Source organism: Alistipes sp. CAG:268 (assembly GCA_000434235.1).
Classification (GTDB): Bacteria; Bacteroidota; Bacteroidia; order Bacteroidales; family Rikenellaceae; genus Alistipes; species Alistipes avistercoris.
Genome location: FR891971.1, coordinates 42077 through 58592 on the forward strand (window position 1 = coordinate 42077; position 16516 = coordinate 58592).

Consider the following 16516-nt stretch of genomic DNA (forward strand, 5'->3'; position numbering starts at 1 on the left):
GGATGAAATAAGCGGCCCGAGCGATACGTTTGTAGATTCGATGAAACACTTGATTGCGAAAATAACGCTTGCCGTAGGCTTCCTGCTGGCGGTCTTTCCTGCGCTTGGTGCCGGAAAGATCACCTTCGAGGCCTCCTCGCCGCTGACCGTCGCGCTGGGCGAGCCTGTCCGGGTCGAGTTCGCGCTGAACGCCAATCCCGACGAGGGGACCTTCAAGGCCCCTTCGTTCGAGGGCTTCGATGTGATCGCCGGACCGGCCGAATCGCGCGGCCAGTCGGTACAGATCCTGAACGGGTCCATGACTCAGAGCATCAACTACACGATCACCTACGTGCTGCTGCCGCAGAACGCCGGGAACGTGACGATCGGCGCGGCGGAGATCGCCGTGGACGGAACGGTGTACCGCACCGAACCGCTCCCGATCGAGGTGGTGAACGAGGGTGACGGCGGGCAGCGCCGGCAGGAGCCCGGGACGGCCCCGGGCGGTGACGGCCGCGAGAGCGACATGCAGAGCCGCATCGGGGCGGACGACATCCTGCTGCGTGCGGTCGTTTCGCAGTCGTCGGTCTACAAGAACGAACCCCTGCACGTCGCCTTCAAACTCTACACGCGCGTACCCTATGTCAATATCGTGCCCGAATCGATGCCGTCGTTCAACGGCTTCTGGTCGCAGGATCTCTCGGATCCCAATACGGCTCAGATCGGACGCGAAACCTACAACGGCAAGGTCTACGAAACCCGCGTGCTGTTCGACTACCTGCTCTACCCGCAGCAGGTCGGGCAGCTGGCCATCGACCCGATCGAGATGACGGTCGTCGCGCAGGTCGTTGTGCAGAACCGCAACCGCGACCCCTTCTTCGGGGGCGGCCACGACATCTATAACGTTCCCCGCAAGGTGAAGAGCCAGCGGGCGACGATCGAGGTCAAGCCGTTGCCGGCCGGAGCTCCGTCGAGCTTCAACGGGGCCGTCGGTTCGTTCACCATGGAGACAGACTTCCCCACCGAGCACTTCGCGGCCAACTCGGGTGCGACCTGCACGGTGCGCATCGCCGGTACGGGCAACCTGACTTTCGTGCAGGCGCCCAAGCTGTCGCTGCCTTCCTCTTTCGAGCAGTACAACGTCAAGACGACCGAGTCGATCAACCCCTCGGTATCGGGAATCTCCGGATACCGGCAGTTCGAATACCCCTTCATCGCCCGGGCCGAAGGCACCTATGAACTCGAACCGGTCGAGTTCACCTATTTCGACCTCCGGCGGCGGCAGTATGTGACCCTGCAGTCGAAGCCCGTGACCCTCGAGGTGACGCCCGATGCCAACGGCGGCAGCGGCGGTGTGGTGATGCAGGGCGGCCGCGGCATGTCGAAAGAGGAGGTGCGCATGCTGGGGCAGGACATCCGCTTCATCAAGCTGGGCAACGCACAGTTGCGGCGCGAGCGGGTGCCGTTCCTCTTCAGCGGGGCCTACTGGGGCATCCTCTGCGGGGTGCTGGCGCTCTTCACCGCGGTTTATGCCGCGCTGCGCAAGCGGATCCGCGAATCGCAGAACGTCGTGCTGATGCGCGGGAAACGGGCCAACAAGGTGGCCGTGCAGCGCTTCCGGACAGCCAAACGCTACATGGAGGAGCAGAACCGCCACGCCTTCTACGAGGAGATGCTGCGGGCGCTGTGGGGATACATGAGCGACAAGTTCAACATTCCGGTGGCGAACCTCACGAAGGAGAACGTGCGCGAGGAGCTGCACAAGCGCGGCGTCTCGGCCGAGCAGGCGCAGCACTTCACGGCGATCATCTCGCAGTGCGACGAGGCGCAGTATTCGCCCGTGGCATCGGCGCAGATGAGTGATGTCTATTCGGAGGGTGTGGACCTGATCTCCCGCATCGAGGCGATCATAAAGCGATAGTACTATGAAGCGATTGATTCTTACGCTCGTGCTGCTCTTCGGCGTTGCGTCGCTTCCGGCGCAGGAGCCGGCCGACAGCCTTGCCGCTGCGGAGCAGCCCGTGCAGGCTCCCGACAGTGTCGGGGAGTCTCCCGTTGTGGAGGCGTTCACCCCCGATCAGTTGTGGGACCGGGCCAATACGGCCTATATCAACGGCGACTACCATACGGCGATTGCCACTTACGGCGAATTGCTCGACCGTGGTTACAGCTCGGCCAAACTCTACTTCAATCTGGGTAATGCCTGCTTCAAGGAGGGCGAGACGGGGCGTGCGATCCTCTGCTACCACCGGGCGCTGCGCCTGGCTCCGGGCAACGACGACATCCGCTACAACCTTTCGGTCGCCGAGTCGCGGACGAAGGACCGGATCGAGGCGATTCCCGAGTTTTTCCTTACGGAATGGGTGCGTGCCGTGCGCCACACGATGAGTTGTACGGCGTGGAGCCTCTTCTCGCTTGTGGCCCTGGCCGTGGCGCTGGCACTCTTCCTGCTCTACCTGCTTGCTCCGCGTCTGTCGCTGCGCAAGGCGGGTTTCTATGGAACGATGGTTGCAGCGTTGCTCTTCGTTGCGACAACGTGGTTCGCCGCAGGCGAGCGGCGCGAGCAGCTCGATGATACGCAGGCTGTAGTGATGACCTCGTCGGCCGCCGTGAAGAGTTCGCCCGACCGTTCGGCCACCGACCTTTTCGTGTTGCATGAGGGAACGCTTGTGCGGATCACCGACCGGCTCGACGGATGGTGCGAGGTCACCATTGCCGACGGCAAGAAGGGGTGGATCGACGGGCGGACGATCGAGACGATATAGAATCGATGTCGAGGCTCTTACAGGATGTTGTCGGCGAGCTGTCAAAGCTCCCCGGCGTCGGGCGCCGGACGGCGCTGCGGCTGGCGATGCACATCCTGCGGATGGACGCGGAGGCCGTGGGCGACATGACGCGCAGCATCGACCGGTTCCGCAACGAGATCCGCCACTGTGTGGAGTGCAACAACCTCTCGGACGAGGCAGTATGTCCGATTTGCAGCGATCCCGAACGGGACCATGCGACGATCTGTGTGGTCGAGCAGGTGGCCGATGTGCTCTCGATCGAGAATACGCATCAGTACCGCGGACTCTACCACGTGCTCGGAGGGGTCATCTCGCCGATGCAGGGCATCTCCCCGTCGGACCTGAAGATCGACCTGCTGTGCGAACGCATCGCCCGCGGCGGAGTCGGAGAGGTGATCATCGCCATCTCGACCTCGGTCGAGGGGGAGACGACGCTCTTCTACCTGATGAACCGCCTGAGGCAGTTCCCCGGGCTGAAGATCACCTCCATTGCGCGTGGCATCGGTTTCGGCGACGAACTGGAGTATGTCGATGAGCTGACGATCACCCATGCGCTGCTCAACCGCCGCGAGATCGAATGATCGGGAAGGAGTCCCGGGGTGTGGACTAAGTGAAGACGAGAACTGGAAAAGGCGTGTTTCGAACACACGTAAAAAGATAAAGGACAACCATTTAAATAAAAAAGGTTATGGATTTCGTAACGAATGAAAAGCTCACCATCGTGGGCGCAGCCGGCATGATCGGCTCGAACATGGCACAGACGGCTCTGATGATGCGTCTGACGCCGAACATTTGCCTCTACGATCCCTTCGGGCCGGCGCTCGAGGGTGTTGCCGAGGAGCTCTACCACTGCGCCTTCGAGGGTGTGAACATCACCTGGACGACGGATATCAAGGAGGCCCTGACGGGTGCCGCATACGTCGTTTCGTCGGGCGGCGCCGCCCGCAAGGCCGGCATGACGCGCGAGGACCTGCTCAAGGGCAACGCGCAGATTGCCGAGGACTTCGGTAAGAGCATCAAGGAGTATTGCCCCGACGTGAAGCATGTCGTGGTGATCTTCAACCCGGCCGACATCACGGGTCTCATCACGCTGATCTACTCGGGCCTGAAACCGTCGCAGGTGACGACCCTTGCAGCGCTGGACTCGACGCGTCTGCGTTCGGAGCTGGCCAAGTACTTCAAGATCTCGCCCGATGAGGTGAAGAACAGCCGTACCTACGGCGGCCACGGCGAGCAGATGGCCGTATTCGCATCGACGACGCTCGTTGCCGGCAAGCCTCTCTCGGAGCTCATCGGCACGACGATGCCCGAGGAGGACTGGCATGCCCTCCAGCAGCGCGTCATCCAGGGCGGCAAGCACATCATCGACCTGCGCGGCCGTTCGTCGTTCCAGAGCCCGGCCTACGTTTCGATCTGCATGATCGCTGCGGCCATGGGCGGCAAACCGTTCGAGTATCCTGCCGGTGTCTATGTGCACAACGATGAGTTCGACCACATCCTCATGGCGATGGAGACCGAGATCACGAAGGACGGTGCCACCTACAAGAGCGTCAAGGGCACTCCCGAGGAGCACCAGGCCCTCAAGGAGAGCTATGCACACCTCTGCAAGCTGCGCGACGAGGTGATCGAGATGGGTGTTCTGCCCGCCATCGACAAGTGGGGCGAGCTGAACCCGAACCTCAAGTAGTTCCGTTCCGAAGATCGGAAAAGATCGGAGCCGCAACCCGTAAGGGATGCGGCTCCTTTCTTTGTGGAAGTTCGGCCCGGTCTGCGGGGTGAATCCGTTTTACCTCTTCTCCTCAGCCGGGGCGGGCTGTGCCTGGAAGACGGCCCGCAACTCCCCGTTGGCGAGCAGCAGCAGCATCGGCCCGTCCATGTCGTAGTGGGTGGTTGCCTCAAGGGCTTCGGTGTAATCCCGCTCCTGGTCCATGTCCGGGCAGGCCATCATGGTCGAGGCCAGCGGCCCGATACGGAGGGCCCGGCGTTCGCCCGCAGTGTAGCGGCCGGAGAACCGGTTGCAGGCCCCCGTGCCGGATGCCGTCTGCTTTTCGGCATCAAACCGCAGACTGAAGGTCCCCTCCTCGGGGCGTACGCTTTTGCCGCCGAGCTGGATGAGCTGCCATTCGGTCCCCTCGAGCGGACGGCGCGTTTTTTTCTGATAGGAGCGGCAGGGGCAGCAGGAGGCGCACAGAAGTGCCGCAACCGCCGCGAGCGCAAGCTTCGGAAGAATTTTCATGTGATTTCAATTTTCAAGCGTCACAAATATAAACAATATATCGTATCTTTGTCGTAAATCCGAAAAATACCGAACCCATGAAAAAGATCATCGCATCGCCCCACGCTCCGAAAGCCGTGGGCCCCTATTCGCAGGCCGTTGAGACTGCCGGCGCACTCTATGTCTCGGGCCAGCTGCCGATCGACGCCGAAACGGGCCGCATGGCCGAGGGCATCGAGGCGCAGACGCGCCAGTCGCTCACCAACCTGGGCCATATCCTCCGCGAAGCGGGCTACGGATACGGCGACGTGGTGAAGACCACGGTTCTGCTGCAGCATATCGGCGATTTTGCGGCCATGAATGCCGTGTATGCCGAGTTCTTCACCTCGGAGATGCCGGCGCGCGTCTGCTATGAGGTGGCCGCCCTGCCGATGGGCGCACTGGTGGAGATCGACGCCGTTGCCGCGAAGTAACAGGCCGGACCGTTCGTGAGGCGCGGCTGGAGTGCTTTCGGCCGCGCCTTTCGAATCTTTTGGAACGGGCTGTGCATAATGTGTGGATAAATTCGGGACCGGTGATTGGTTTTTTCGGAAGGAAAGTCCCATTTTTGTAAAACCGGCTTTTTGCTGAGTAAAAGATAATAATTTGAAAATAAAATAATTATGTCAAAAATGAACAATCAGACGGAGGCGCCGCAGCGTGTGGAATACAACGATGCGGTGGCCGAGTCGAAGAGGTACTTCGGGGGCGATGACCTGGCTGCTACGGTCTGGGTCAGCAAGTATGCCTTGAAGGACTCCTTCGGCAACATCTACGAGCGCTCCCCGCGGGAGATGCACGAGCGTATCGCCGCCGAGATCGAGCGCATCGAGCGCAACTATCCCAATCCGATGTCGAAGGAGGAGGCGTTCGCTCTGCTCGACCATTTCCGTTACGTGATCCCGCAGGGCGGCCCGATGACCGGTATCGGCAACAACTTCCAGGTGGCTTCGCTCTCGAACTGCTTCGTCATCGGACACAAGCATCCGGCCGACTCCTATGGCGGCATTTTCCGCATGGACGAGGAGCAGGTGCAGCTCATGAAGCGACGTGGCGGTGTGGGGCATGACCTCTCGCACATCCGCCCGACGGGCAGCCCGGTGCTCAACTCGGCACTCACTTCGACGGGTATCGTCCCCTTCATGGAGCGTTACTCGAACTCCACGCGTGAGGTGGCCCAGGACGGTCGCCGCGGTGCGTTGATGCTTTCGCTGTCGATCAAGCATCCGGATGCCGAGCGCTTCATCGACGCCAAGGTCGATACGGGCAAGGTGACCGGTGCCAATGTCTCGATCAAGATCGACGATGAATTCATGCGTGCGGCCCTGGCCGGCAAGAAGTACCACCAGCAGTTCCCGATCAACTCGGACCACCCGAAATACGAGCAGGACATCGATGCGAAGAAACTTTGGGAGAAGATCATCCACAATGCGTGGAAATCGGCCGAGCCGGGCGTGCTGTTCTGGGATACGATCATCCGCGAGAGCGTTCCCGACTGCTATGCAGACGAGGGCTTCGTGACCGTATCGACCAACCCTTGCGGCGAAATCCCGCTCTGTCCCTACGATTCGTGCCGCTTGCTGGCGCTCAACCTCTTCAGCTATGTGGACCACCCCTTCACGCCGGAGGCGAAGTTTGACTTCGCGAAATTCCGCGAGCATGTGGGCAAGGCCATGCACATGATGGACGACATCATCGATCTCGAGTTGGAGAAGGTCGAGTTGATCATCGAGAAGATCGCTGCGGATCCGGAGGACGAGGATGTCCGCCACGTGGAGCTCGAGTTGTGGAAGAAGATCCGCACGATGGCCCGGAAAGGCCGCCGTACCGGCCTGGGCATTACGGCCGAGGGCGACATGCTGGCGGCACTCGGGCTGCGCTACGGTTCGCAGGAGGCGATCGACTTTGCCGTCGAGGTGCAGAAGACGCTGGCCGTGGAGGCTTACCGGGCTTCGGTGAAGATGGCCGCCGAGCGCGGTGCGTTCCCGATCTACGATGCGGCCAAGGAGAAGGACAACCCGATGATCGCCCGCATCCGCGAGGCCGATCCGGCTCTCTACGAGGAGATGTGCCGTGTGGGCCGCCGCAACATCGCCATGCTGACGATTGCCCCGACGGGAACCACGTCGCTCATGTCGCAGACCACTTCGGGTATCGAACCCGTTTTCCGCACGGTTTACAAGCGCCGCCGGAAGATCAACCCCTCGGACCACGACACGCACGTCGATTTCGTGGACGAGACGGGCGAGAAGTTCCAGGAGTACAACGTCTACCACCACAACTTCGTCAAGTGGCTCGAGGCCAACGGCTATGACACCTCGCGTCTGGCGACGATCTCCGATGCCGAGCTGGACCAGTGGATCAAGGCTTCGCCCTATTACGGTGCGACGGCCAACGACATCGACTGGGTCGCCAAGGTCAAGATGCAGGGCGCGATCCAGAAGTGGGTGGACCACTCGATCTCGGTGACGGTGAACCTGCCTCACGATGTTTCGGAGGCGCTCGTGGCCGATGTCTACCGGACGGCCTGGGAGTGCGGCTGCAAGGGTGTGACGGTCTACCGCGACGGCTGCCGCGACGGTGTGCTGCTCGAGAAGGGACAGAAAAAGAAGAAGTGCGAACCGCACGACGGACAGGTGCCCAAGCGTCCGCGGTCGATTCCGGCCGACATCGTGCGTTTCAAGAACGGTTCGGAGGACTGGATCGCCTTTGTCGGTCTGCAGGACGGCCGCCCCTACGAGGTCTTCACGGGTAAGATCGAGGAGGACGCCATGTACATCCCCCGCAAGATCACCAAGGGATTCATTATCAAGGTGCGCGAAGAGGACGGTACGAAGCGTTACGATTTCCAGTACAACGACCGTTACGGGTATACGAATACGATCGGCGGCATCTCGCGTTTGTTTAACGAGGAGTTCTGGAACTATGCGAAACTGATCTCGGGCGTGCTTCGCTACGGCATGCCGATCGAGAAGACCGTCTCGCTCATCGAGTCGCTGCACCTCGACAGCGAGTCGATCAATACGTGGAAAACGGGTGTATGCCGTGCGTTGAAGCAGTATATCGTCGATGGAACGCAGGCCAAGGGCAAGTGCCCCCAGTGCGGGCAGGAGAACATGGCCTACCAGAACGGCTGCCTGACGTGCATGTCGTGCGGTTATTCCAAGTGTGGATGATCCGGTCGGCGTGTCGGAGTGTCCCTGGCGGGCACAAAGAGTGAACAATTGGTCGTTTTGGCGATCCGGAGCGGGCTTTATGGCCCGTTCCCCCCGAAATGAGAATGATTTTTGCTGTGGAGGAGGCTGCATTCGCATGTGAAAATGCAGAAGGATGTTCGATTGTTGTTTGACGCATTTTTATTTATTGTATTATGAAAAAATTTTTTCTTGTTTTAGGGATTGTGGCGTTCGCTTCCTCTACCGTATTGGCACAGGATACGCCTAAAAAGCCGAGTTTTGCAGGGTTCGTCTCGAACGGATTCTGGGACAATTGGGAGGTGTCGTTCGGCCTGGGTACCGGTACGGCATTCTCGAACGGAGGCAACATCGGACCCCACAGTGAGCGTTTCGGGTTCGAGGGCAACTTCTCGCTGACCAAGTGGCTGCATCCGGTAGTAGGAGTCCGCGGCCAGCTGCAGGGCGGATACTTCAACAACTTCCATCCGACGCTCGGCAAGATGACGTGGCCGTACATGTTCGTGCATGCCGACCTGATGATCAATGCGTCGAACTGGATCGGCGGTTACCGCGAAGACCGTGCCTATTATGCCGTTCCGTTTGCCGGCTTCGGTTACCTGGCTTCGAATTTCACAAACAGCAGCCAGGTGGACAACCACTCGGGAACGCGTCAGGAATTTGCCATGACCGCAGGTCTTCTCAACAAGTTCCGGATTTCGCGTGCCTTCGATTTCAATCTGGAGCTTAAGGGGTTGCTGACTCGTTCGGCCTGCTGCCCCGCTGAACTCGACGGTTCGTATCTGATGGCCTTCACGGCAACGGCCGGATTCACCTACCGCTTCAACCAGCGCAACTGGCAGCGTGGTGTTCCGGGGTATACGCCCGAGGATATCGAGGCTTTCCAGGAGGCTGTAGCCGCCGGCCTGGCCGCCACGGCCGCTCTTGAGGCCGAGAATGCCGACCTGGCCGATCGGCTTGCTGAGGCCGAGGCTGCGCGCGTCGCTGCCGAGAAGGCCGCACAGGCTGCCCGTGCAGAGGCTGCTGCCGCAAAGAACTCGGCCGCACAGGAGGCCGAGGCTGCCGATACGTCGGTTATCCTCTTCGACTACAGCATGTCTACGCTCACGCCGCAGGAGCAGACCCGTCTGAAGATGGTCGCCGACAAGATCAAGAACGGTCCGGCCGATGCCAAGTACCGGATCTACGGCTATGCCGACCAGCAGACCGGAACGAAGGCCGGTAACCGCCGGGTGGCCGAGAACCGTGCCAAGAGGGTCTACGACTTCCTCGTTTCGCAGGGTGTGAAGGCCAGCCAGCTGACCTACGAAGGCAAGGGTAACTCGCCGGATCCCTTCGAGGTGCAGGCCGCCAACCGTGCTGCCGTCATCGAGTAGGAAGGTGGTATGTATGAAAAAAGAAAGATGCGGGAAGCGATTCCCGCATCTTTCTTTGTTTTTTCCGGAACTGCCCCGGGACTTCCCAATTCCGCTTTTGCGGCCAGTTTCCCGCTTTGCTTCCTGTTTATCCGGCTGTTCGGTTGCCCCGTTCCCGTTTTCCCGTGTCCGGTCCGTTCCCGGGCCCGCTTTTCGGGTTTCTGGTCCTGCGGCCGGCCGGGGTCAGCGGACGATGACGGCGTGTACCAGCCGGATGCCCGACCGGCGGTTGATCTCCTCGCAGAGCGCCTCCCGCTGGTAGAAGAGTTCCGAGCGCAGGACGCTCGACTGGATCCGCACGTGGAGGATGTGGTTTTCGAGCCGCAGTTCGGTGGTCAGGTCGGCAGCCCGGTCGCCGACGATTGCGCGCCACGTGTCGGGCAGGCGGCCTTCGGCCACTTTGGCGGCGACGTAGGGGCGTTTGAAGAACTCCTCGAGCAGGTCGCCCATGAGCATGGTTTTCGTGCGTCTCATTGTCGTGTCGTTCCGTTTTCCACCGTGTAGGCGACATATTCGCTGCCGGCCCGGTCGAGGATGGCCTTCAGCCGGGTCGGGTTGCAGTCGGTGATGAGGATCTGCCCGAAGGTCTCGTCGGAGACCAGGCGGATGAGCTGCTCGACCCGTCCGGCGTCGAGTTTGTCGAACAGATCGTCGAGCAGCAGCAGCGGCTTCTCGCCCTTTTCCCGCGCCACGATGGCATACTGCGCCAGCTTGAGGGCCACGAGAAACGATTTCTGCTGCCCCTGCGAGCCGTATTTGCGCAAGGGATATCCGCCGATCTTGAGCACCAGATCGTCGCGGTGGATGCCCGACGTGGTGAATTCATTGACAAGGTCTTTCTGCCGGGCGGCGGCGAGGATCTCGGCAAAGGGTCGGTCGTTGAGTTCCGAGCGGTAGGTCAGTTCGACCTGCTCGCGGTCGCTCGAGAGCGTGCGGTAGTAGTCGGCCACAACGGGGCGCAGCCGTTCGACGAACTCCCGGCGCCGGGCGTGGATCGCTTCGCCGTGCTCGACGAGCTGGCGGTCGTAGATCCCGAGCATCACCTCGTCGGGCTGCATCTTCAGCAGGCGGTTGCGTTCGGCCAGCACGGCGTTGTAACGCATGACGGCAGCCAGGTAGGGACGGTCGAGCTGCGAGATGAAGGCGTTGAGGTAGCGGCGCCGCTCGTCGGCCGAGTCCGAGATGAGCGCACTGTCGGCCGGGGAGACGATCACCGCAGGGATCAGCCCCACGTGGTCCGCAAGGCGCTCGTACTCCTTGCCGTTGCGTTTGACGACCTTGCCTCCCTTGCGCGAGAACGAGCAGACGACCTGCTCGCTCTTGCCGGCGTCCGACTGGTACTGCCCCTCTAGCAGGAAGAAGTCGGCGCCGTGGCGGATGCTCTGCCCGTCGGTGGTCTGCAGCGACGACTTGCACATCGAGAGGTAGTAGACGGCATCCACGACGTTGGTCTTTCCCGCGCCGTTGTCGCCGACCAGGCAGTTGATGCCCGGGCAGAGGGTGAGCTCCTCCTCCGCGATGTTCTTAAAGTTGAGCAGTCCGAGTCTCTTCAGGTACATACGGCAAAGATAGCGTTTCGGTGCGGCACTGCCAAATTTATTTCTTTGTCCGAAGCGGCCGCCGGGTAGTCGGGACGGGGGTGCGGGACGGCCGGTACATGAAAAAATCGGGGTCCGACATTGCACATTGTGAATAGTTTTGTATCTTTGCGAACTATCGGACGAAACATAAACTAAAAACACGATAAGCCATATGACGAAACAGAACGTCGCCGAGCCCGAGAGCCTCGGCGAAGCAATGAACAAAACGGAGCTGTTTTTCCAGAAAAACGGCCGTCTGGTGACCTACATTTTCCTGGCGCTGCTCGTAATCGCCGCGCTGGTCTTCGGCTACCGCTCGCTGATCGTTCAGCCGCGCATCGAGAAGGCTGCCGAGATGATCGCTCAGGCCCAGGCCCGCTTCGAGGCCGAGAACCCCGACTTCGAACTGGCGCTGCAGGGTGATGCCAATGGCGCCGGCTTCCTCGATGTCATCGACCAGTACGGTTCGACGCCGTCGGGTAACCTGGCCAAGCATTATGCCGGCATCTGCTACCTCCGTACGGGCGACCTGGAGAACGCTGCCGCCTATCTGGCCAAGTTCTCGCCGGTGAAGGGCATTCCCGGAGCGCTGATCAACGCGCAGAACTACGGCCTGCAGGGTGATGTGGCCGTCGAGCAGCAGAACTACGCCGCTGCCGTGAAGTTCTACGAGAAGGCCGTGGCCGCCGCCGACAACAACATGACGGCTCCGATGTACCTGCGCAAGGCCGGTCTGGCCGAGCAGGCCCAGGGCAATACGGAGAAGGCCGCCGCCTACTACGAGCGGATCCTGACGTCGTATCCTGCTTCGATGGAGGCCCGCGAGGCCGAGAAACTGCTGGGCGGCGCAACGAAATAACGGAGACGGACTGCGATGGCGACAAGAAACCACAACCTCTCCAAATTCGACGCTCCGCTGCCGTCGGCCGAGGACATGCGCTTCGGCATCGTCGTGGCCGAGTGGAACCGTGAGGTCACCGAAGCCCTGCTTGAAGGGGCCGTGCGGACGTTGCGGGCTGCCGGGTGTCCGGACATGAACATCCAGATCAAGTATGTCCCCGGCACGTTCGAACTCTCGCTCGGTGCGCAGTTCTTTGCCGAATACACCGATGTCGATGCCGTGATCGCACTCGGCTGCGTCATCCAGGGGGATACGCGCCATTTCGATTTCATCTGTCAGGGCGTTACGCAGGGGATTACCCAACTGCAGATCCAGTGGAACATGCCGATCGCCTTCGGCGTGCTGACTGTCAATGACATGCAGCAGGCTCTGGACCGCTGCGGCGGACGGCTTGGCAACAAGGGTGACGAGGCTGCGGCTGCTGCGATCAACATGGTGAAGCTCCAGATCGACATGGAGGCAGCCTCGCCCGACCACGAGCCGGATCGGCGCAACATCAACTGACGGGTTGCCGGAGCGATTCCGGACCGGTCCAACGAAAAACCCCGGAGGGAGATTCCTCCGGGGTTTTTCGTGTTGCGCCGTCTTGTCCGTCGCGGCAGTGCCCTCCGCCGGGGCTGAGTCCTCCCGCATAACGGGGTGGAGCCGCTCCCGGACCGCTTGTACGGTCAGAAGATCCCGAGGTTGTCGAGGAAGACGAGCAGCAGGATGGCCGGGCAGAAGTAGCGCAGCAGGACGATCAGCACCCGGTAGATCCGGAAGGGCAGGGTCCCGTGGTTGGTGATCTGGTCCCGGAGCGTTTGACGGTCGAGCACCCAACCGACGAAGATGCAGGTCAGCAATCCGCCGATGGGCAGCATGATGTTGGCCGTGAGGTAGTCGAGTGCGTCGAAGAGATTCAGTCCGAAGATCTTCCATCCGTTGAGCACGCCGACCGAGAGCGAAGCCAGTGTCGCCAGAGCTGTGGTTCCGGCGGTCGTTGCCCAGGCGGCGGCGCGGCGCGAGAGGTGCCACTCCTCGTGGAGATAGGCCGTGACCACTTCGTGCAGGGAGATGGTCGAGGTGAGAGCTGCGACGACGAGCAGCAGGAAGAAGACCGACGACCAGACCATGCTGAGCGGCATGCCGTTGAAGACGCTCGGCAGGGTGATGAAGACGAGCGAAGGTCCTGACGAGGGCTCGATACCCACGCTGAAGACCGCCGGGAAGATCACCACGCCGGCCAGTACGGCCACCAGCGTGTCGAGGATCGTGACGTTCAGCGCCGTGTGGCGCAGATTCGTGTCGGGTTTGAAGTAGGAGGCGTAGGTGACCATCGTGCCGAGTCCGATCGAGAGCGAGAAGAAGGCCTGCCCGAGGGCGACGAGGATGGTCGAGGGGGTGACCTTCGAGAAGTCCGGACGGAAGAGGAAGCGGAGCCCCTCCCCGCCTCCGGGCATCAGCAATGAGTGGATGGAGAGGGCGATGAGCACGAAGAAAAGCAGCGGCATCAGCAGCTTGGCCGAACGCTCGATGCCCTTCTGTACGCCGAGGGCGATGATAGCATGCGTGGCCAGGGCGAAGAGCACGGTGTAGAGCAGCGGCCGCCACGGGTGGGTGATGAAGCGCTCGAAGGCCCCCTGGTACTCTGCGGCCGAGGTGTAGTGTGCAAACTCTCCGGTGATCGAATGGACCATGTATTCGGCGGTCCACCCCGAGACCACGAAGTAAAATCCGAGGATCAGGAAGGCGGCCAGTACGCCGTTGTAGCCGAGCAGGCTCCACTTTGGGTTGAGTGCCCGGTAGGCGCCGACGGCGTTGCAGCGGGCGGCCCGGCCGACCGAGAATTCGGCGAGCATGAGCGGCAGCCCCAGCAGGAGCACGCAGGCGATGTAGATGACCAAAAAGGCTCCGCCGCCGTTGTCGCCGGCAATGTAGGGGAAGCGCCAGATGTTGCCCAGACCGACGGAACTCCCGGCCGCAACCAGCACGGCGCTCAGTTTCCCGCCGAGCGTGACGCGCCCGTGCGAATGGTGATCGTGTGTCATAACCTAACCTTTTTATACGGGAGCGGGCAGGCACACGATGGCCTGCCCGCACTCCTATTTTTCCAGTACGACGCTTACCCGGTCGAGCTTGCCGCCCAGCGGGGGAGCCAGTTTCGATACCGTGCATTTTACGTGCCGCATCTGCGGGAAGGCCTCGTAGAGGGCATCGATGATGTTCATGGCCACGCGTTCGATCGTGCGCTGCGTGACGCGCATCCGGCTGCGGACGATCTCATACACCGAGAGGTAGTTGATCGCCTGCTCCACGCTGTCCTCGGCAGCCACGGCTCCGAGTTCCGCGGTGATCTCCAGATCGACCGTAAAGCGGTTGCCCACCTTGCGCTCGAGTTCGTAGCATCCGTGCATGGCACGGAACTCCATGCGTTCGAGTCTGATGCGGTATTCCATCCTATTCGGCGATGACGAGGTAGTAGTTCTTCTTGCCGCGCTGCACGAGCAGGTACTTCCCGGCGATCAGGTCCTCCTCGGTGACCGGGCGCATCGGGTCGGTTACCTTCTCCTTGTTGAGCGAGACGCCGCCGCCCTGCACCATCTTGCGGCATTCGCCCTTCGAGGGGAATACCTGCGTCTTCTCGGCGGCCAGCTCCACGAACGGGAGGCTGCCCAGCTCCGAGCGGGCGATGCGGAACTGCGGCACGCCCTCGAAGACCTGCAGCAGCGTCTGCTCGTCGAGGCGGTGCAGCGCTTCGGAGGTGGCCCCGCCGAAGAGGATGGCCGAAGCCTCGACTGCCTTCTCGTACTCCTCCTTCGAGTGGATCATCGTGGTGATCTCCTGGGCCAGGCGCTTCTGGAGCACGCGCAGGTGGGGTGCAGCCTCGTGCTCGGCGATCAGTGCCTCGATCGTTTCCCGATCGAGCAGCGTGAAGATCTTGATGTAGCGCTTGGCATCCTCATCGCTGACGTTGAGCCAGAACTGGTAGAACTTGTAGGGCGAGGTATAGCGCGCATCGAGCCATACGTTGCCGCTCTCGGTTTTGCCGAACTTCGTGCCGTCGGCCTTGGTGATGAGCGGGCAGGTGATGGCGAAGGCCTCGGCCTCGGGGCCGAGCTTGCGGCGGATGAGCTCCGTACCGGTGGTGATGTTGCCCCACTGGTCGGCGCCGCCCAACTGGATCTTGCAGTTCATCGTTTCGTAGAGGTGCAGGAAGTCGTAGCCTTGTACGAGCTGGTAGGTGAACTCGGTGAACGACATGCCGTCGCCCTCGCCGTTGAAGCGCTTCTTCACGGAGTCTTTGGCCATCATGTAATTGACCGTGATGCACTTGCCGATGTCGCGGATGAAGTCGAGGAACGAGAACTCCTTCATCCAGTCGTAGTTGTTCACCAGACGGGCGGCGTTCGGCGCATCGGAGTCGAAGTCGAGCAGCTTGGCCAGCTGCCGCTTGATGGCCTCCTGGTTGTGGCGCAGCGTCGCCTCGTCGAGCAGGTTGCGCTCCTGCGACTTGCCCGACGGGTCGCCGATCATGCCTGTCGCGCCCCCTACGAGTGCCAGCGGGCGGTGTCCGCACATCTGGAAGTGCTTGAGGATCATTACGCCCACCAGGTGGCCGATGTGCAGCGAATCGGCCGTGGGGTCGATGCCCAGGTAGGCCGTCGTCATCTCCTTTTCGAGTTGTTCCTTTGCTCCGGGCATGATCGTGTGGATCATGCCGCGCCATTCGAGTTCTTCGATGAAATTTTTCATATGTGTCGTTTTTTTGTTATTTCCGTATGGTCTGTTATTCGATCTCCAGGTCGAGCGCCTTGCGCAGTTCGGCCACCAGCGGATTCTTCTCCGTGATGAACTTCACGCGGTCCTCGAGCTTGATGGGGCGTGCGGCCCGGATCTGTTCGTCCACCGTGATCTCCAGCTCGATCCGTCCCGTGATGCCGGCCACCTCGGCGATGCGCATCAGCATGGCGGTCTTCGACCGCAGGATCTCGTCGCGCAACTCCGTCGTGGGGACGCTCAGGCCGATCGTGTTGCCGTGGAAGGCCATCTGTTCGAAGACGGGGACGAACCTCGGGCGGCGTTCGCGGATCAACGCGAGGATCGCCTCCCGGCCGCGTTCGAGTTTCGCGGTGCATTCGGGGTCGATCTCCGCCGTTGCGGGCTCGTCGGCCTGTCCTTCGGTTTCGTGCTCCTCCTCGGGCAGCATGCCGCCCGAAGCGAGCAGCTCGGTGAGCGAGGTCCCTGAGAGCAGCGGACGCCGTGCCGGCCGAGCCGGGGTGCTGTGTGCCGGGGCTGCTGCCTGGGTCCGGGGCGCCGGTTGGTCCGGGGCCGTGCGGAGTCCGCCGGTGGGTTGTGCCTTCCCGGGGCCGGGTGCCGTCTCCTGCGGGGAGGCGGTGACGGCCGTTCCGGGACTCGGAACTGCCGGTC

Annotated in this window: 15 protein-coding genes and 1 pseudogene; 9 read left to right on the forward strand and 7 right to left on the reverse strand. The window is 61.6% G+C overall.

Annotated elements, in window-relative coordinates:
- The first annotated feature begins 40 nt into the window (after nucleotides 1-40).
- The 4 genes from QZL63_RS01555 to QZL63_RS01570 all read left to right on the forward strand — a co-directional run bounded on the left by QZL63_RS01555 (nucleotide 41) and on the right by QZL63_RS01570 (nucleotide 4452).
- Nucleotides 41-1900: a BatD family protein gene (locus tag QZL63_RS01555; RefSeq protein ID WP_022307599.1), complete on the forward strand. Its 1860-nt coding sequence runs from the start codon at nucleotides 41-43 to the stop codon at nucleotides 1898-1900.
- A gap of 4 nt (nucleotides 1901-1904) precedes the next feature.
- Nucleotides 1905-2744 carry a tetratricopeptide repeat protein gene (locus tag QZL63_RS01560; protein ID WP_022307600.1) on the forward strand — a complete coding sequence of 280 codons (840 nt, stop codon included), beginning with the start codon at nucleotides 1905-1907 and terminating at the stop codon, nucleotides 2742-2744.
- A 5-nt stretch (nucleotides 2745-2749) separates the two neighbouring features.
- Nucleotides 2750-3346 carry a recombination mediator RecR gene (gene recR / locus QZL63_RS01565; RefSeq protein WP_022307601.1) on the forward strand — a complete coding sequence of 199 codons (597 nt, stop codon included), beginning with the start codon at nucleotides 2750-2752 and terminating at the stop codon, nucleotides 3344-3346.
- Nucleotides 3347-3453: 107 nt separating this feature from the next.
- The gene (locus QZL63_RS01570) at nucleotides 3454-4452 is read left to right on the forward strand and encodes a malate dehydrogenase (protein ID WP_022307602.1); all 999 of its coding nucleotides are present in this window, start codon (nucleotides 3454-3456) and stop codon (nucleotides 4450-4452) included.
- A gap of 99 nt (nucleotides 4453-4551) precedes the next feature.
- On the opposite strand, the gene QZL63_RS01575 is transcribed toward QZL63_RS01570, so the two are convergent.
- Nucleotides 4552-5001, reverse strand: a complete 450-nt coding sequence (locus tag QZL63_RS01575; RefSeq protein WP_022307603.1) for an META domain-containing protein — start codon at nucleotides 4999-5001, stop codon at nucleotides 4552-4554.
- A 77-nt stretch (nucleotides 5002-5078) separates the two neighbouring features.
- On the opposite strand from QZL63_RS01575, the gene QZL63_RS01580 reads away from it, so the two are divergent.
- From QZL63_RS01580 to QZL63_RS01590, 3 genes are all read left to right on the forward strand, one after another.
- Nucleotides 5079-5453: a RidA family protein gene (locus tag QZL63_RS01580; protein WP_022307604.1), complete on the forward strand. Its 375-nt coding sequence runs from the start codon at nucleotides 5079-5081 to the stop codon at nucleotides 5451-5453.
- Between the two features lie 198 nt (nucleotides 5454-5651).
- Nucleotides 5652-8195: an adenosylcobalamin-dependent ribonucleoside-diphosphate reductase gene (locus QZL63_RS01585; protein WP_022307605.1), complete on the forward strand. Its 2544-nt coding sequence runs from the start codon at nucleotides 5652-5654 to the stop codon at nucleotides 8193-8195.
- Nucleotides 8196-8389: 194 nt separating this feature from the next.
- Complete coding sequence (locus QZL63_RS01590) at nucleotides 8390-9589, forward strand: OmpA family protein (RefSeq protein WP_022307606.1); 1200 nt, start codon at nucleotides 8390-8392, stop codon at nucleotides 9587-9589.
- A 222-nt stretch (nucleotides 9590-9811) separates the two neighbouring features.
- Here the strand turns inward: QZL63_RS01590 and QZL63_RS01595 are convergent, their stop codons facing one another.
- Nucleotides 9812-10084, reverse strand: coding sequence for a DUF721 domain-containing protein (locus QZL63_RS01595; protein WP_363925750.1), 273 nt, complete (start codon nucleotides 10082-10084; stop codon nucleotides 9812-9814).
- 14 nt (nucleotides 10085-10098) lie between these two features.
- Complete coding sequence (gene recF, locus QZL63_RS01600) at nucleotides 10099-11187, reverse strand: DNA replication/repair protein RecF (protein ID WP_022307608.1); 1089 nt, start codon at nucleotides 11185-11187, stop codon at nucleotides 10099-10101.
- 193 nt (nucleotides 11188-11380) lie between these two features.
- On the opposite strand from recF, the gene QZL63_RS01605 reads away from it, so the two are divergent.
- Both QZL63_RS01605 and ribH read left to right on the forward strand, forming a co-directional pair.
- A complete protein-coding gene (locus tag QZL63_RS01605) occupies nucleotides 11381-12067 on the forward strand; it encodes a tetratricopeptide repeat protein (RefSeq protein ID WP_022307609.1) in 687 nt (228 codons plus the stop codon).
- Between the two features lie 15 nt (nucleotides 12068-12082).
- Nucleotides 12083-12613, forward strand: a complete 531-nt coding sequence (gene ribH, locus QZL63_RS01610; RefSeq protein WP_022307610.1) for a 6,7-dimethyl-8-ribityllumazine synthase — start codon at nucleotides 12083-12085, stop codon at nucleotides 12611-12613.
- A 164-nt stretch (nucleotides 12614-12777) separates the two neighbouring features.
- On the opposite strand, the gene QZL63_RS01615 is transcribed toward ribH, so the two are convergent.
- From QZL63_RS01615 to QZL63_RS01630, 4 genes and pseudogenes are all read right to left on the reverse strand, one after another.
- On the reverse strand, nucleotides 12778-14136 hold the full coding sequence (locus QZL63_RS01615; RefSeq protein WP_022307611.1) for a sodium-dependent transporter: 1359 nt from the start codon (nucleotides 14134-14136) through the stop codon (nucleotides 12778-12780).
- Nucleotides 14137-14190: 54 nt separating this feature from the next.
- Entirely contained in the window at nucleotides 14191-14544 is a 354-nt protein-coding gene (gene folB / locus QZL63_RS01620) for a dihydroneopterin aldolase (RefSeq protein WP_022307612.1), read from the reverse strand.
- A gap of 1 nt (nucleotide 14545) precedes the next feature.
- Nucleotides 14546-15841, reverse strand: coding sequence for a tyrosine--tRNA ligase (tyrS, locus tag QZL63_RS01625; protein WP_022307613.1), 1296 nt, complete (start codon nucleotides 15839-15841; stop codon nucleotides 14546-14548).
- A 34-nt stretch (nucleotides 15842-15875) separates the two neighbouring features.
- A pseudogene (locus QZL63_RS01630) lies at nucleotides 15876-16516 on the reverse strand (DNA polymerase III subunit gamma/tau); the annotation flags it as partial.

Excerpts from the sequence above, each read along its gene's own strand:
- QZL63_RS01555 (WP_022307599.1), top strand. The coding sequence starts at position 41 with ATGAAACACTTGATTGCGAAAATAACGCTTGCCGTAGGCTTCCTGCTG.
- QZL63_RS01560 (WP_022307600.1), top strand. The coding sequence starts at position 1,905 with ATGAAGCGATTGATTCTTACGCTCGTGCTGCTCTTCGGCGTTGCGTCG.
- recR (WP_022307601.1), top strand. The coding sequence starts at position 2,750 with ATGTCGAGGCTCTTACAGGATGTTGTCGGCGAGCTGTCAAAGCTCCCC.
- QZL63_RS01570 (WP_022307602.1), top strand. The coding sequence starts at position 3,454 with ATGGATTTCGTAACGAATGAAAAGCTCACCATCGTGGGCGCAGCCGGC.
- QZL63_RS01575 (WP_022307603.1), bottom strand. The coding sequence starts at position 5,001 with ATGAAAATTCTTCCGAAGCTTGCGCTCGCGGCGGTTGCGGCACTTCTG.
- QZL63_RS01580 (WP_022307604.1), top strand. The coding sequence starts at position 5,079 with ATGAAAAAGATCATCGCATCGCCCCACGCTCCGAAAGCCGTGGGCCCC.
- QZL63_RS01585 (WP_022307605.1), top strand. The coding sequence starts at position 5,652 with ATGAACAATCAGACGGAGGCGCCGCAGCGTGTGGAATACAACGATGCG.
- QZL63_RS01590 (WP_022307606.1), top strand. The coding sequence starts at position 8,390 with ATGAAAAAATTTTTTCTTGTTTTAGGGATTGTGGCGTTCGCTTCCTCT.
- QZL63_RS01595 (WP_363925750.1), bottom strand. The coding sequence starts at position 10,084 with ATGCTCATGGGCGACCTGCTCGAGGAGTTCTTCAAACGCCCCTACGTC.
- recF (WP_022307608.1), bottom strand. The coding sequence starts at position 11,187 with ATGTACCTGAAGAGACTCGGACTGCTCAACTTTAAGAACATCGCGGAG.
- QZL63_RS01605 (WP_022307609.1), top strand. The coding sequence starts at position 11,381 with ATGACGAAACAGAACGTCGCCGAGCCCGAGAGCCTCGGCGAAGCAATG.
- ribH (WP_022307610.1), top strand. The coding sequence starts at position 12,083 with ATGGCGACAAGAAACCACAACCTCTCCAAATTCGACGCTCCGCTGCCG.
- QZL63_RS01615 (WP_022307611.1), bottom strand. The coding sequence starts at position 14,136 with ATGACACACGATCACCATTCGCACGGGCGCGTCACGCTCGGCGGGAAA.
- folB (WP_022307612.1), bottom strand. The coding sequence starts at position 14,544 with ATGGAATACCGCATCAGACTCGAACGCATGGAGTTCCGTGCCATGCAC.
- tyrS (WP_022307613.1), bottom strand. The coding sequence starts at position 15,841 with ATGAAAAATTTCATCGAAGAACTCGAATGGCGCGGCATGATCCACACG.